Source organism: Novosphingobium sp. FW305-C-111 (assembly GCF_058783565.1).
Map to the genome: position 1 here is coordinate 35,618 of NZ_JBYSYP010000015.1, position 15,212 is coordinate 50,829.

Genomic DNA, 15,212 nt, shown 5'->3' on the forward strand with positions numbered 1-15,212 from the left:
AGCATTCCTGTTCTCCCGTTGTGAGGGAGCCCAAGAAATATGGTAAAACTCTATGGTTAACAAGCCCTAAATCGCGGATTGCCTCCGATCTGGAAGCATATCCAGGGTTCGGACGAACTCGTCGTACCGGACAGGCCGACCAATCAGGTAGCCCTGCGCGACGTCGCAATCGAGTTCGCGCAGTGCCCTCAAGGTCGGCAGGTCCTCGACCCCTTCTGCCACGATCACCTGCCCCAGCGACTGGGCCAGCTGGATGGTGCTGCGCACGATCGCGCGGTCCCGATGGTTGTGGCAGACCGCCTGGACGAAGCGCTTGTCGAGCTTGATCTCGTCGGTCTGGATCTCCGAAAGATAGGACAGGCTGGCCCACCCGGTCCCGAAATCATCGATCGACAGGCGGAAGCCCATCGCGCGCAGGTCTTCAAGATTCCGCTTGGCCAGCTCGCGATTGGTCATGCTGAAGGTCTCGGTGACCTCGAACGTCAGCTTGCGACAGTCGAACCCGGTACGCGCTGCGATCTCGCTGACGTGTGAGACAAGTCCGGGCTGGTCTACCATCCACGCCGAAAGGTTGACGCCGAGGTGGAAATCCTTGCCGACGAGGCTGCCCAGATCGCCCGAAGCCTCGATCGCCCGCTCCAGCACCCAATATGTAATCGCATCGATCCGCCCGGCGCGCTCGGCCTGGATGATGAAGGAATCGGGCGGGATCACGCCGCGCTCCGGATCGGTCCAGCGGATCAGGGTTTCGGCGCCGGAAATGCGGTCGCGGCGCAGGTCCAGCTGCGGCTGGAACGCCAGCCAGATATCCCCGTTGCGCAGCGCCTCGTCGATGCGCGCATTGAGCGATAGCTCCCAAGGCGCTTCGGCGAGACGCTGCTGGCCGAACTCCTCATAAAGCTTGCCCTTCGACTGCGCTTCCGACGAGCTGACGATCGCTGAACGGATCCGGTTGATTGCCTGGTTCGCGGAATTGCGGTCGAGCCCGAAGTGGACATTGGTATCGAGGACGTGCCCGCCGATGACCAGCGGAGCCGAGAACAGCGCCTTCAGACCTTCGAACTGGGCGATCAGCGCATCGAGCGCATATGGCTGGACGAGCCAGACAAAGTGGCCGTTGTCATTGTCATAGACGCGCGAGCCCGACGCCGCGACCGAGAGCCGGCGCGCAATTTGCCGCGCACATTCGCCATGTAGCTCGCGAGGCAGGCTCGCGAGCATCTGCTCGTAATTGCTGACGGAAACCGCGACGACGTCTGTCCCTGGCGGGATTCCTCCCTGGGACAGGGCCTCGATGTTGGGAAGACCCGAGCCCGACGCGGTCGTGCGCATCCGCTCGCGCCACTTCTGCCAACCGCGCAACGCGCCGTAGATGACGAGCGCCACCTGTGCGCCGCCAAAGTTCGTCACAAATCCGTGTGATCGCAGGTAAAGCGGCCCGACCGTGATGATCACCACAACCATCGTGTAAAGGGCCGCGCGGCGCTGGCGCGACTGAACCCTGCGCCCCACCAGCACGCCAGCAACGAGCACTAGCAGGAATGGCTGCCACCACAGGAAGTCGCTGCCGCCCCTCCCCATGCCGGTCGCTGTCGCAATATCGACAAAAGCCATCGGCACCTTGCCGACGCCGAAATAGTTGACCGCGGTATCGAGATTGACACCCGTCTGGGTCACGAAGACTTTCTTGCCGGCCATCCCCGACAGGTCGCTATCGTCCGTAAGGAGACCGCGAGCATCGACGGTCGGCACGCTGTCGCGCGCAATCGTGAAATCCGGATAGAGCTCAGTGGGCGCCTCAACTTCCGGATTCATCGCGGCTGCGACGGCCCGAAGCCGTCGTCCACCAAGATTAGCGGTCGCATCGGAAGACAGTGGGGTGAAAAGGAAATTCAGCGACCACGAGGAAAACGCCACATCAGTACCCGGCGCGGGCTGGAAGCGCGGCTGGGTCAGCCTCATGGCTGCGGCCGGACGCGCAGTGACGACGCCTCGATTGACCAGAGTTACCCGATCCCGCGCCGCCCAGACCTGTTGGCGAAGGAGTTCATCGCCAATCGGATCCGCTCCAGCGGTCGCTGGAAAATCAAGATAGATATGATCAACGCCCGCCGCCAGGAGCTTGGTTACAAGCTTTGCCTGTTCGGCAGTGGCGGTAACGGGTGAGCTCGATTCGGGCCGTGTTTCGCCATCGAGAGAGACAATGGCAGCGCCCGTCGGGACCTTTTCGCTATGATAACGAAACCACGTATTCTGGACGAAATGCTCCAGATCGCGGGCGTCGCGGCTGATGATGGTCACCAGCCCGAGCGCGATCGCGATGAAAAGAGGAGACTTCCAGAAGGCGCGCATTGTCCCGCAAGCTGTTTGTTGACAGGAACTGCTACCATTTTGACGGTTAAAGGCCGGTTACCATACTTCGGCGTGGTAACGCCCCGCCTGGCCGCGCTCAGACGCCGAGGCGCGAAAGCGACTTGTCGAGCATCAGCAACTGCCACAACAAGCGGCTATGGTCGCTGCGGCCTGCGATATGCGCGGTGGCCAGCTCAGCTACCCTGTCGCCGCGCAGCCAACCGGTCCGCGCCAGCGCCGCGCTCGACGACAACGCACGCGCCTCCCCGGCGAGCGGGCCCCTGAACCATGCGGCAATCGGGGTGACGAAGCCCATCTTCGGCCGGTAAAGGACGTCACGCGGCAAGTAGCGCTCCATCGCGCGCTTTAGCAGCCATTTGCCGGTCATCCCGCGAACCCGCATTCCTTCGGGTAGACGCGCCGCAAACTCGATCAGGCGGTGGTCGAGCAGCGGTTCGCGTGCTTCAAGACTCACAGCCATGCTCGCGCGGTCGACCTTGGTGAGGATGTCGCCGGGCAGGTAGAACTTGAGGTCGGCATACTGCGCGCGATCCAGCCCGGTCCGTGCTGGCGCGGCCCGCATCAGGTCGACGAAGGGCTGCTCGGCCCGGTAATCGCCGCGCAGCTTCAGGAAGTCTTCGGTGTAGAGCGCGTCGCGCAGTCCGGGCTCCGTCACGGAGAGGCCGCGGGCATAACCCTCCTCCCCGCTCTGGGCGAGGCTCAGCAGCGTCGTCCTGGCCCGCAGCGGACGCGGCGCCCAATCCGCCTTGGGGTAGGCGCGGCCAAGCCCGCCGAATATCGGGGCCCGCAGCGAACCGGGGAGGAGCCGGCGGAGTTGCTCCTCGCGCAAGTGGAACGCCTGGCGGCGATACCCGGCGAACGCCTCGTCCGCGCCGTCGCCGGAGAGGGCAACGGTGACCGTCTCGCGGGCGAGCTGGCAGACGCGGTATGTCGGCAAGGCAGAGGCGTCGGCAAAGGGCTCGTCGAAGACCCCGGCCAAGGTATCGGCCAAGGCAAAGTCGTCGGGTGAGACGAGGCGCTGGCGATGGTCGGTGGCAAACCGCTGCGCGACCTGCGTGGCATAGCCGGTCTCGTCATAGGCGGCGACGTCGAAGCCGATGGAGCAGGTCTTGACCGGATCGCGGCTGGCTTCGGCCATCAGGGCGACGACCGCCGAACTGTCCACCCCGCCCGAGAGGAACGCCCCAAGCGGAACGTCCGCCAACATCCGGGAGGTCACGGCCTCGCGCAGGCGGTGGAGCAGGTGCGCGCCGAGATCGGCGGCGCTGCCCTTCTCGCGCTGCTCGAAGGAAACGTCCCACCACTGCACCGGAGGCGGCGGCGGTGCGTCGTGGCGCAGCAGGCGGTAGTGGCCCGCCGGAAGCTTCTCTACCCCGGCAAGGATCGAGCGGTGATCGGGCACAAAGCCCCAGGTCAGGTAGTCCTCGACCGCCAGCGGATCGATCTCCCGTCGCAGCAGCGGATGGGCGAGGAGCTGCTTCAGTTCCGAGCCGAAGATCACGCTGCCGTCCGAAAGGCGTGCCATGTGCAGCGGTTTCACGCCGAGCCGATCGCGCGCCAGCAGCAGCGTCTTCTGCCGCAGGTCGTAAAGCGCAAAGGCGAACATGCCATGCAGTTTCGGCAGGCAATCGACGCCCCACTGCTGCCAGGCCGCAAGAATGACCTCGCCGTCGCCATCGGTGCGGAATGTCGCGCCGAGCGACTTCAGTTCCTCGCGCAGTTCGCGGAAGTTGTAGATCTCGCCGTTGAACACCAGCACCGCCCCGCCGTCCGCCGACTGCATCGGCTGGGGCGAGCCGGCGAGGTCGATGATCGCGAGGCGGCGAAAGCCAAGGCCGACACCGGGCGCGGTCCACACCCCGTCGCCATCGGGGCCGCGGTGAACGATCGCCTCGCCCATCCGCTCGAGCCGGGCGGGATCGACGGGCTTGAGGCCCTCGGTGTGGAAGATCCCGGCAATGCCGCACATGGTGCCCTGCTACCTTCCCTGACCCAACCGGTCCATCCACGCATTCACCGGGCCGGTCCCCGCGAGGAAGGCGTTGACGGCATCCCCGGCCGGGCGTTCCGCGCTGTCCTCTGCCGAAACTACGAGCACGGCCGTGGGCGACGCCGAAAGCAGCAACCGGTCGCGGATGTTCGCCAGTTTCAGGCGAAGGTTGCTGCCCGTTACGAGACCGTCGGTGCGGTAGTACGTCACGGCCAGGCGGTCGAGCGGGCCGGCGGCCTGGATCCGGTCGGACTTGCCATTGGCAATCGCAGGGCCCTGTGCGACCCAGTTCCACACATGGCCCGGCGGCAGAGCACCCTCGCCGAAACCGCCCGCCTCGCGCCCTTCCTCCTGGCTCGAATAGAGCGCGTACGAGACGTCGACCACCCGCCCCTGCCCGTCACGATAGCTTCCGAGCAGGCGATGGTCAGCCCCGCCGTGGCGCGGCTCCCACCATGTCGCCGGCTGGTAGTCGATGCGCTGCCAGCCGGGCACCTCGGGCAGGAACACCTGTCGTGGCAGATCGGCGCGGACATGGCTCGCGAGGGTCGCCCAGCCGAGCATGAGCGCGAGGATTCCGGCGACCGACAGCAGCGCCCTGCCTCCGCCAAGGCCAAACCGCTCAAGTCGGCCAAGCGTCGGAGAAGCGGCGATGGCTCCTGCATCGATCATCGGATCGTCCACCGCCCGGTCGAAGAACTTCCAGCCCAGCGCCATGACCAGCGCCATGACCACGGCGAAAAACACCCAGCCGTAGAACACGTGGTCGAAGCTCGCGGCGAACTCGATGCCGCGGTAGTGCGCGATGAAGATCGTCCCCCATGCTCGCACCCCGTTGGCAAGGATCGGCATGGCCACGGATACCGCCATGAACGCCGCCCGGCGCGGCCACGACCGGAAGCAGACGTTCGCAACCAGCGCACCGTAGGCGATCATCGCGATCAGGAACTTCACGCCCGAGCAAGCCTCGGCCACCTCGAAGTAGCCGGTCGGCGTGGTGATGAACACGCCCTCAATCGTCGCCGGCAAGTGCGTCCAGAACAGCAGGACCATCGTCAGTTTGGCGGTCACGGTCTGCAGAGTCGGGATCAGCTCGTCGCCGAACGGAACGAGGAACAGCATGTAGGCCAGCGGAAAGGCGAGTGCGGCGGTGACTCGCGGACCGAACAGGGTAACCGCCGCCGCCTGCGCCATCACCACGACTGCCAGCTGACTTGCCTGCCCCACCCCGGCGAGCGAGCCCAACAGCCAGAGGAAGGCGGCCCCGGCAAACGGGACCAGCCCTGGCCACCACGCGGTCGGCGTCAGCTTCTGCACCTGCTGCCAGCGGAGCGAGACCAACCACCCGAGGATGAAGGGTATCAGCAGGATGTGATTGTAGGTCGAGCTGTCCCACCACTGCGCGGCCATGTCGGCCCAGTCGCCGATGAACAGGACGAGGATCGCGGTCCACGCGAGGCCCAGCCGTGCCAGCGGGGCGCGCCACGTTTCGGGGACCTGTTCGGCCCAGCGGGCAGCGCTCCGGGTGAGCACGGCCTCAGGCGGCATCGCGCTGCTCCCGCCGATCGAGACCGACCAGATACGGCAACCCGGCCAGAACGCTGTTCCAGCTGCAATTTTCGACTACGAAGCGCCGCGCTGACAGTCCCATGGCCTGCCGCGCGGAAGCATCGCGCAGCAGGCGGATCGCTTCCTTGGCCAGCGCATCGGCACCGTCGGTAACGGCCAGATCCGTGCCGTGCATTGCGGGGATACCGGTCGCGGCAGCGGTCGTGGCGAGGACGGGGCGAGCCATCGCCATTGCCTCCAGCACCTTGTTCTGCACGCCCCGGGCAATCGTCAGCGGCGCAACGACCAGATCCGCGCCGGCGAGCCACGGGCGAACATCCGGCACCCGGCCCTGCACCGCCGTCCCGTTCAGGCCGTCGAGCGCCCGCACCGCGGCGGAGGGCTCGCGCCCGACGATATGGAACCGCGCATGGGGATGAGCCGAGAGGATTGCCGGCATGACTTCGCGCGAGAACATCTCGACCGCCGCGACGTTGGGCGGATAGTCCATCTGCCCGGTGAACACGACTTGCGGACCACCTTCGACCATCCGGGCCGTCGGGGCGACCCCGGCGGGATCGAAGAAGGCACTGTCGATGCCATTGGCGACCGCTTCGATCCGGGGCGGGTTGCGGCGTTCGGCGAGGCGCGAGCGGAACAGCTCGGCTTCCTGCGGGGTCACCAGCAGGGTGGCATCGGCGCGGCGGGCGACCCGTTCCTCGAACCGCGAGAGCAGCCGGCCCTCGCGGGCGTAGATCGACCGCAGGGGCTGCGACGCCCGGGCCGCATAGGCATCGAACTTCGCCGAATCTACGTCGACGAAATCCATGACCACCCGCCCCGCGAAGTCGTCCGGAATGTACTGCGCCATCTGGACCGAGAACACGAACAGCGTCGAGATCGGCCGGTTACGTAACGTGTCGGCCACATAACGGTCGATCCGCGAGGATGCGAAGGCCGGCAGGCTCACCGGACGCCCCGATGCCAGCGCCTCGAGCGCGGCCAGCGGAACCGGCTTGGTGCGGCGGACCAGGCAGTGGCTCGCCGCCAGCGCGGCAAGGTTCGCTTCCTCGGCGGCATCCGCGTCGTCATCCATGAAGCAGGCGACATGGACGGGCGCGAGCCGGGCCAGCGCCTTCAGCAGGTTGTGCGAGCGGATCTTGTCGCCGCGGTCGGGCGGAAACGGGATGCGATGGGCCAGGAACAGGATTTCACTCATGCCGCCACGCTCACGCGAGACCGGCCGCGATCAGCGGGCCGAGGCGATTGGCGACAGGCAGCGGGAGCTTCTGCCACATCGCGATCTTGGCCTTGTAGCGAGGGCTCAGCGGGTTGACGTCGCGCGGTGCGGCCCCGTCGGCGCTCCACACTGCGTAAGACAGCGGCTCGGGCACGAACCCCCAGTTGCGCTTGAAGTGATACGCACCGCTGCCCGTCTTGGACCGGCCGAAGTCGAACCGCTCGCAGCCCCTGGCACGCGCGTGGTTCATCAGCGCATAGTACATCACGTCGTTGGCCCGCAGCGCCCGGGCCGCCCAGGTGCCCCCGCCCCAGTACGGCATGACCGCGCCGCCGTGGTAGAGGCTGAGAACGCTGGCGACAGGCCTGGCATCGGACAGCACGGTGAGAATGTCCGCGTCGTCTCCGAACCCGTCCATTACCGCCTCGAACAGCGCGCGGGGGAACACCGGCGTGCCGAGATTGCGGACAGATTCGGCGTAGACCGCGTAGTGCCAGGCGCGCTCCGCCGGGCCGCGCCCGACGCAGACCTCCAGGCCGTTGCCAAGGCCCCGGCGCACCTCGGCCCGCTGCTTGCGCGGGATCGCGAGCAGCTGCGCCTCGTCGTCGTCCGCAAGCGCAGTGACAAAGCCGGCGTGGCTTTCGGTCTTGATGTGCCAGCCGCTCCGGTCAGGAAGCAGCCCGCCGCGCAGCTCGATCGTCGGGCAGGAGAGGCGGGCGGCCATGTCCTCGGCGGTTTCTGCGAGCATGACCGCCTCCGCCGGCCCGTCCGCGATGATGCCGCCGCCCACGGCAAACCCCGTCGAGACCAGCGCCCGCCCGAACAGCGGGGAATGGACCTCGTGGAGCGGAAGCAGGCCGCGAATGTCGCCGCCGCTCTCGCACAGCAGGAGGTGCAGGTGATGCCCGGTGGAGCGTTCGACCGCATCGAGCCAGCGAAAGTCATGGAACGCGGTCCCGCCGTTCTGCTTTAGAAAGGCCGCAACGGCCGGACGGTCGCCAAGGTCGGCGCGGCGGACGCGGGTGCGCGGGGGAGTAAACGGCGCGTTCATGCGATCAGCGCCGCGTCCTGCGCCGCAACCGCGTCCATTCGCCCCCAGCGGAACTCGCGTGCGAGCCGCGAGAGCTTCGCCGCCATGCCCGAAAGGCCGGTATAGTGGCGCAGCCGCGACCGCAGCGGAGCGCCGGCCACGCGCGGCTGGTCGGGATCGATCTCCCACGGATGGAAATAGAACGCCGCACCATGCCCGGCCGCATTGACCTGCCTGATGGCCCAGCGGGTGAAGCCATAGGGCAGGACGCGGAAGAAGCCGCCTCCCCCTGCAGCGAACCGCCGCCCCATCGCCTCCGCCGTCGTCACCGGAATCTCGATCAACTCCGCCCCAGCCACCGGACGGAAGGCAAAGCGGGGCGCTTCGCGCCAGCCGTAGTGGTCGTGAACGACCGGCGCGACCGAGGAGGAATAGGCATACCCGTGCTCGGCCAGCACTTCGTGCGCCCAGGGCGTCCGCGTGTCGATCGAAAAACTGGGCGCGCGGTAACCGATGACCGCGCTGCCCGACACGTCCTCCAGCACCTTGCGGGCACGCCCGATATCCGCGGCGAACGCCTGGTGGCCGAGCTTGAACACGCGGTCGTGCGCCCAGCCATGGCTGGCGAGCTCGTGACCCGCCTCCACGATCCGGCGGATCATTGCGGGATGGCGCTCCGCAACCCAGCCAAGCGTGAAGAATGTCGCCGAGACGCCGGCGTTGGCAAACAGCGCGAGTATCGCGTCGCAGTTGCGCTCGACACGGCTTTCAAGGCTGCCCCAGTCGGCGGGCGCGATGGTCCGCTCGAACGCGCCGACCTGGAACCACTCCTCGACGTCGACCGAAAGGCCGTTCAGCGGGGCGGTGGCGCGGGGCGCGCGGCCGTGCATCGGTGTCCTTTCGCGGGCGTCAGGCGGCGACGCGGTGGGGGTCGTCGGACTCGATCCACTCGATCAGCATGGTGAGCGTGTGGCGCAGCGTCTGCTCCTGCTCGAGCTGGCGGGATTCGAGCGTCGCGATGCGCCGCGCCGCCTCGCCCAGGGCTTCGAGCAATTCGCTGTCGCTCGGTCCTTCGGGTACCGCGAGGTTGGCGGGCTGCTGTTCGGCGAGTTCGACTACAGCCTGCTGGAGCTCGGCGATCTGCTCGTCGCGCTGGGCCAGGGCAGCGCGCAGTTCGGCGAGTTCGCTGCCGAAATCACCCAATGCCGCGACCGGACGCTCCGTAACGCCCGTCGGTTCGGACACCTGGGCTGCCGCAACCGGGGCGACCGGGACTTCGATGACCGGCAACGCGGTGTCGCGCGCCAGGTCGTCCAGAACCGCCTTGAGCATCGCCGAATCCAGCCGCGGGCGCTGTTCGATCGCGCCCATCAGGAGGAGGCGGTTGAAGATCTGGTTGATCCGCCGCGGGATGCCGCCGCTCGCCTTTGCAAGGTCCGCGAACACGCGCTGGTCGACGCCCGGATTGTCGCCGGTCCAGCCGACCCGCGACAGCCTGTGTTCGACGTATTGGGCGACCTCGCCGGCTTCCATCGCCTCGAGATGGTGCGAGGCGATGACGCGCTGGCGCAGCTGTTCCAGCTCCGGCGAGGTCTGCACCAGCGTGCGGAACTCGGGCTGACCCAGCAGCAGGATCTGCAGCAGCGGGTGCGAGCCGAGCTGAAAGTTCGACAGCATCCGCAGCTCTTCAAGCGCGGAGACCGACAGGTTCTGCGCCTCGTCGACCACCAGCAGCGAGCGCCGCCCGGCACGCGCTTCCTCGTGGAGGAACTGCTCGATCCGGCCGAGCGCCGAAGCCTTGTCGTGCCCGGCCACGTCCAGCCCGAAGGCATGCGCGGCGACGTGGACCAGTTCCTCGCCGTCGAGCTTGCTGGTGACGATCTGCGCCGCGGTCAGGCGGTTGCGATCGATCGTCGCCATCAGGTGCGCGGCGAGCGTGGACTTGCCCGCGCCGACCTCGCCCGTCACGACGATGAAGCCCTCGCCCTGCGCCAGGCCATAGCCGAGGTACGACAGCGCCTTCCGGTGCGTCGCGCTCTCGAAATAGAACTCGGGGTCCGGGGTAAGCTGGAAGGGACGTCCCGTCAGCTGGTAGAAATCGTCGTACATCGAACCGCTCCAGGCTCAGAAATCGTAGCGAAGGCCAAGAAGCGCGGAGGCGAACCACTCGTCTTCAAGTGCCTTGCGGCTGATCCCGTCCACGCTGATCGCGGCAGAGGCGGTCAGGTGGTCGGTCAGGTTGCGAAAGTAGGCTGCGTTTGCGCCGATGGCATTGGCATCGCCAGCAGAGGAAAATCCGCTGCGGTACCAATTGGCGTAGATCGAGGTCGTGAAGCTGGCGTCGCGGCCGAGCGGCCCGGCGAGCGAACCGCCCAGATACCAGGTCTCGTCGACCACGCCGTTGGCCAGCGCGAGGACGGTGCCGGGCGCGGCGAAGAAGCTCCGGCGGTCGTAGCCGGCACCAAGACCCGCAGAAAGCCGCCCGATCCGCTGCCCGTAGGAGAGATTGATCCCCCGCGAGCGAAACGTGGCCGAGGACACCGATGCCAGGGCATTGTTGAGGCACAGGCCGTTCTTCGGCGCGACGATGCACCCGTCGAGGTCGCCGGTCACCGGGTTACGGGTTACCTCGAAATCGGTGGGAAGATCACGCAGGGCCCGGTTCAGCGAGCCGCCCAGACCCGAGACGCTGTCATAGACCGAAAGGTTCAGCGAACGCCGGTCGTCGGGCGCCCAGGCGAAGCTCGCGGTATAGCTGGTGTTGTCGTAACGCCGCCCGATGCTCGCCGTGAGCGAGGTCCGCCGGCTCGGCCGCCACATCACGCCGACGTTCCAGATCAGCCCGTCGACGTCATAGGCGATGCGCCGCGGGCCGGTCTTGTCCGTCACGTAACGGCCGTCCGAGCCGATCACTGGCGCGCCGTTTACGTCACGTACCGCGTCACGGCTCGATACCTTGACGTGCTCCCAGCCCACCCCGGCGACGAACGCCAGGTCGTTGGTGACGGGATAGAGCAGATCGAGCTGGACGTGCCCGTCCTCGACCCGCTGGTCGAGGTTGGAGATGTCTTCGCGGGCATAGGCGCCGCTGACGGTCGCGCCGACGGGTGCTACGACGCCGGGGCTGACCCCGGCCGCGACCTGCGCGGAGTACGTGACCGAATCGTCGAACACGTCGACCAGCGGTTGGCCCGGTGCAACCCGCAACGCATCGGGACTTTCCACCCGGTTATACCCGACCGCGCCGGATCCGCTCAGCGCGACGTCGCCCGCATGGGTCGAGAACGACGGCCCGGCATAGAGCGAATAGACCTGCGTGACGGAATCGCCGGCCCCCACCGGATTGAGGCTGTTGCCGCCCGACGCTTCGACACGTGTGCGCGCCGCCAGTGCGCCCGCCTCGATCGACAGCGTGCGCGGCACGAGGTCATGCTTCACCCGGGCGATCCCCGAGATGACATCGCCGCCGGCAACCTTGTCGTCCCACGCGATGCGCCGTTCGTAGCGCAGCGAGACCTGCCCCGCGGTCCGCCGACCGGCGATGGTCGCGTCCACGCCCGCGGCGATCGTGCTGTAGGTCAGCACGTCGTCACCCGGAGAGAGCTCGGCCGAAACGACCTGCGCGGCTTCGAGATATGGGCGCACCGATGTCCGCGCGCCCTGCGCCGACGGTTTCTCGTCACGGGGAGAATCGTCGCTCGCATAGGGCAGCGTCTGCGCGCCAGCCGCACAAGGCAGGGCGGCCAGGAGCCCCGCTCCCGCCAGCGCAACGACGCGCCTCATGGCGTGCATCCGGGTCATTCCTTGTATCCGTAGTACGAGCCGAAGCGCCGCCCGGTGGGCGAGAACTTCGTGCCGTTGAGCAGCAGCTTGATGTCGGGACACCCCGACAGGATGCTGAGCGCATCCTTGAGCGCCGCCTCGTCGGTGCGGTCGGCGCGGACGATCATCACCGCCTGGCCGACGTGCATCGCCAGCTCCGACGCCGGCGACGCGGCGAGCGCGGGCGGCGAATCGAATATGACGATCCGGCTCGGCGCGGCCTCGGTCAGTCGGTCGAGCACGCGCGCGGTCCGCGAACTGGCGAGGTATTCGGTGTCGGACCCGGTCGAGTTGCCTGCGGGCAGCACGAAGAGGCCGGGAATGTCAGTGCCCAGGATGCAGTCCTCGACCTGGATCGTCTCGTCGGCCAGCGCGTCCATCAGCCCCGGCCCGCCGGGCAGGCCCAGCGTCGAGAGGACCGACGGCTTGGCGAAGTCGGCATCGACCAGCAGGACTTCGTTGTCCTTTTCCGCGGCAATCGACAGCGCGAGGTTGACGGCGCAGAAGGTCTTGCCCTCGCCCGGATGGGCCGAGCAGATAAGGATGCGCTCGCCATGCGCCGGACCATGGCCCGCACGCGATTCCGCCGCCGCCAGCAGGAGCTGGCGCTTGACGATGCGGAACTCCTCGAGAAGACCGGTGACCGCGCCCTCCGGCTCGATCAGGCACTGTTCGCGCAGATGCAGCCGGTCGATCTCGTGGTACGGTCCGGTAAACGGCTTGCGCGTCGGCAGAACCGACGGCGGAGCGGGCGGCGCGAACGGCGCACGCTCGGCCCCGGCCGGCGCGGCGACGACCGGCTCGGCGAACACCTGGACCGGCTCAGGAACCTGAGCCTGCGGGCGCGCACGAACCGGGGCTTCGGGCGGCAGAACTGGCACGCGGAAGTTGCCCAGATCGAAGCGGCCGGCGGCCCGCTCGATCAGCGATGCGCCTTCGGGCGGCACGGGGATCTTGCTCTGTTCGGTCACCGCATCCCCCTCACGCCACCATCCCGCGCTTGACCATCTCGAGCGCCAGCAGCAGCCCGAACACGACCACCAGTGCCCCGGTCGCCCCGGCAAACACGCGCAATTGCTTGGCGCGGCGCACGCGGGTTGCGCGGGTCATCGCTTCCGAGACCGAGCCGAGCACATGGAGTCCGGTCGACCGCTCCAGCGCGCCGGTCGTCGCGAAGGTCGAGCGCAGCTGGCCGACCGCAAACGCCGCGCCCACGCCTGCACCCAGCCCCAGCACCAGCACCAGCGCCAGCAACATCGGCCGGTTCGGCGCGACGGGGCTGCGCGGGGTCGAGGGCGGGTCGATCACTTCGAACTTGATCGCGTTGTGCTCGGTCTCGACCTGGCCGCGCAGGCGCAGCGCCTCGCGGTCGCGAAGCAGCTTGTCGTACTGGTCCTTGAGCACGTCGTAATCGCGGTTGATACGTGCCGCCTCGGCCGCGACCGCCGGTTCACTGAACTGGCCGGCGGTGGCCTGGGCGATATCCTGCTGGAGCGAGGCCTTGCGTGACTGGAGCGACACCAGCGTCGCCTCGCGGTCGGCCTTGACCGAAATCAGCGACGCATAGGCAGGGTTCGGCGTGCCCGTAACCTTGCTGCCCTCGCCTGCAGCCTGCTTCTGGAGCAGCGCGATCTGGTTTTTGAGCGCGATCACGTCCGGATGGCCGTCGGTCAGCCCGCGAGCGTGCATCCCGGCCAGCTGGGCCTGGGCATCGGCCAGCGCGCCCCGCGCACCGCCGGCGGCGCCGGGGATGACCAGCGTCTGCGGCGTACTGGCGAGCTGTCCATTGATCGCAGCGAGCGCACTCTGGGCGGCGAGCAGGTCGGCTTCCACGCCGCGCAGCTCATTGCGAGCCGCGGACAGGCGCGCGCTGACCGAACCCGCACCCGGCATCAGATCGGCGTTCTTGGCCTCGAATTCCTGCTGGCGCTGCTCGGCCGCTTCGAGTTCCTTCTGACGGGCGGTGAGCTGCTGGTCCATGAAGGCCAGCGTGTCGTTCATCTGCCCGCGACCGCCGGAAAGGTTCTCCTCGCGGAAGATGTCGATCATCTTCTGGACGACGTCCTGCGCGAGCTTGGCGTTGTCCCGGTCGCTTATCCCGCCGCCGCCCGCGACCGCGGTGATTTCGAACAGGTTGTCCTGCTGGCTCACGACCTTGATCGATTCGCCGAGCGAGGCGACGGCACTTTCCATCTGCTTGTCGGTGGTCACGTTGTCGCCGAGCCGGGTGGCGCGGACGACCTTCTCGAGGTTGACCGAACTCGTCAGGGTCTGGCGCACACGTTCGATGTCGCGGCGGCGGTCGCCGGAGCCGATGCCGATCTGGTCGGCCAGCACGTCGTCGGTCTGGACGAAGATCCGCGCCTTCGATTCATAGCTGTTGGGCACGACGGCGACCGCTAGCCAGCCCGCCAGGCACAGCGCCCAGGCAATCGCCAGTGCCACCCACCGGCGGTTCCAGACGCCGTGGATCGCAATCCGGATCTCTTCGTAAAGGTTGCCCATCCGCCCCTCAGAACTGGCTTTCGGGGATGATGATGACGTCACCCGGCATCAGCAGGACGTTGGCCTTGGTCTCGCCCTTGCGGAGCAGGTCGGAGAGGCGCAGCCCGTATTCGCGCTGCTTGCCGGTCTCCTTGTCGAACCGCACCAGCCGCGCCCGGTTGCCCGAGGCATATTCGCTGAGCCCGCCGACCGCGATCATCGCGTCGAGCAGGGTCATGTTGGCGCGGTAGGGGATCGATGCCGGCTTCTCGGTTGCGCCGACGACGCGGATCTGCTGGCTGAAGGTGCCGGAAAACTTGTTGACGATGACCGAAACGATCGGCTCCTGGATGTACTGCGACAGCTGGAGCTTGATGTCCTCGGCGAGCATCGACGGGGTCTTGCCGACGGCGGGCATGTCGGTGATCAGCGGCGTGGTGATGCGGCCGTCGGGCCGCACCTGGACGTTCGCGCCCAGCTCAGGGTTGCGCCAGACGAAAACGGTCAGTTCGTCGAGCGGGCCGATCACGTATTCCTCGCCCGGTCCCTCCTGCAACGCCACGAACGACGCCGGGGGAAGTTGCGGGCCGCTCGCGGTCGAACACCCGGAAAGCGCCAGCGACGCGAGGGCGCTGCCGGCGAGCAGGCGGGTGAAACGCGAATTGATCGGCATCGGCCTCGTCGTCCTTCCATCGCGGCGCAGGCGACCGACCTTGCGCAAGAGG

General features: G+C 67.6%; 11 protein-coding genes. All 11 read right to left on the minus strand.

All coding sequences use genetic code 11. The features are described 5' to 3' along the window. Nucleotides 1-66: 66 nt before the first annotated feature. The 11 genes from AC3WLD_RS15815 to AC3WLD_RS15865 all read right to left on the minus strand — a co-directional run bounded on the left by AC3WLD_RS15815 (nt 67) and on the right by AC3WLD_RS15865 (nt 15,160). Nucleotides 67-2,352, minus strand: coding sequence for an EAL domain-containing protein (locus AC3WLD_RS15815; RefSeq protein ID WP_492557935.1), 2,286 nt, complete (start codon nt 2,350-2,352; stop codon nt 67-69). Between the two features lie 97 nt (nt 2,353-2,449). Then, a complete protein-coding gene (locus AC3WLD_RS15820; protein ID WP_492557936.1) occupies nt 2,450-4,342 on the minus strand; it encodes an XrtA/PEP-CTERM system amidotransferase in 1,893 nt (630 codons plus the stop codon). Between the two features lie 9 nt (nt 4,343-4,351). Next, nucleotides 4,352-5,911, minus strand: coding sequence for an exosortase A (gene xrtA / locus AC3WLD_RS15825; RefSeq protein WP_492557937.1), 1,560 nt, complete (start codon nt 5,909-5,911; stop codon nt 4,352-4,354). Next, nucleotides 5,901-7,130 carry a TIGR03087 family PEP-CTERM/XrtA system glycosyltransferase gene (locus AC3WLD_RS15830; protein ID WP_492557938.1) on the minus strand — a complete coding sequence of 410 codons (1,230 nt, stop codon included), beginning with the start codon at nt 7,128-7,130 and terminating at the stop codon, nt 5,901-5,903. The genes xrtA and AC3WLD_RS15830 overlap by 11 nt, the downstream gene beginning before the upstream one ends. A 10-nt stretch (nt 7,131-7,140) precedes the next feature. Then, nucleotides 7,141-8,202, minus strand: coding sequence for a FemAB family XrtA/PEP-CTERM system-associated protein (locus AC3WLD_RS15835; protein WP_492557939.1), 1,062 nt, complete (start codon nt 8,200-8,202; stop codon nt 7,141-7,143). Beyond that, the gene (locus tag AC3WLD_RS15840) at nt 8,199-9,071 is read right to left on the minus strand and encodes an XrtA system polysaccharide deacetylase (protein WP_492557940.1); all 873 of its coding nucleotides are present in this window, start codon (nt 9,069-9,071) and stop codon (nt 8,199-8,201) included. The genes AC3WLD_RS15835 and AC3WLD_RS15840 overlap by 4 nt, the downstream gene beginning before the upstream one ends. Nucleotides 9,072-9,090: 19 nt before the next feature. Then, complete coding sequence (locus AC3WLD_RS15845) at nt 9,091-10,290, minus strand: XrtA/PEP-CTERM system-associated ATPase (RefSeq protein ID WP_492557941.1); 1,200 nt, start codon at nt 10,288-10,290, stop codon at nt 9,091-9,093. A gap of 15 nt (nt 10,291-10,305) precedes the next feature. Next, on the minus strand, nt 10,306-11,964 hold the full coding sequence (locus AC3WLD_RS15850) for a preprotein translocase subunit YajC (protein ID WP_492557942.1): 1,659 nt from the start codon (nt 11,962-11,964) through the stop codon (nt 10,306-10,308). A gap of 14 nt (nt 11,965-11,978) precedes the next feature. Continuing rightward, the gene (locus tag AC3WLD_RS15855) at nt 11,979-12,974 is read right to left on the minus strand and encodes an AAA family ATPase (protein ID WP_492557943.1); all 996 of its coding nucleotides are present in this window, start codon (nt 12,972-12,974) and stop codon (nt 11,979-11,981) included. Between the two features lie 10 nt (nt 12,975-12,984). Next, nucleotides 12,985-14,508: an XrtA system polysaccharide chain length determinant gene (locus tag AC3WLD_RS15860; protein WP_492557944.1), complete on the minus strand. Its 1,524-nt coding sequence runs from the start codon at nt 14,506-14,508 to the stop codon at nt 12,985-12,987. Between the two features lie 7 nt (nt 14,509-14,515). Then, a complete protein-coding gene (locus AC3WLD_RS15865; RefSeq protein ID WP_492557945.1) occupies nt 14,516-15,160 on the minus strand; it encodes an XrtA/PEP-CTERM system exopolysaccharide export protein in 645 nt (214 codons plus the stop codon). Between the last annotated feature and the right edge of the window lie 52 nt (nt 15,161-15,212).

Bases quoted from the DNA above. Each gene is read 5' to 3' on its own strand.
- AC3WLD_RS15815 (WP_492557935.1), bottom strand. From the start codon at position 2,352: ATGCGCGCCTTCTGGAAGTCTCCTCTTTTCATCGCGATCGCGCTCGGG.
- AC3WLD_RS15840 (WP_492557940.1), bottom strand. From the start codon at position 9,071: ATGCACGGCCGCGCGCCCCGCGCCACCGCCCCGCTGAACGGCCTTTCG.
- AC3WLD_RS15865 (WP_492557945.1), bottom strand. From the start codon at position 15,160: ATGCCGATCAATTCGCGTTTCACCCGCCTGCTCGCCGGCAGCGCCCTC.
- AC3WLD_RS15860 (WP_492557944.1), bottom strand. From the start codon at position 14,508: ATGGGCAACCTTTACGAAGAGATCCGGATTGCGATCCACGGCGTCTGG.
- xrtA (WP_492557937.1), bottom strand. From the start codon at position 5,911: ATGCCGCCTGAGGCCGTGCTCACCCGGAGCGCTGCCCGCTGGGCCGAA.
- AC3WLD_RS15835 (WP_492557939.1), bottom strand. From the start codon at position 8,202: ATGAACGCGCCGTTTACTCCCCCGCGCACCCGCGTCCGCCGCGCCGAC.
- AC3WLD_RS15830 (WP_492557938.1), bottom strand. From the start codon at position 7,130: ATGAGTGAAATCCTGTTCCTGGCCCATCGCATCCCGTTTCCGCCCGAC.
- AC3WLD_RS15845 (WP_492557941.1), bottom strand. From the start codon at position 10,290: ATGTACGACGATTTCTACCAGCTGACGGGACGTCCCTTCCAGCTTACC.
- AC3WLD_RS15820 (WP_492557936.1), bottom strand. From the start codon at position 4,342: ATGTGCGGCATTGCCGGGATCTTCCACACCGAGGGCCTCAAGCCCGTC.
- AC3WLD_RS15850 (WP_492557942.1), bottom strand. From the start codon at position 11,964: ATGAGGCGCGTCGTTGCGCTGGCGGGAGCGGGGCTCCTGGCCGCCCTG.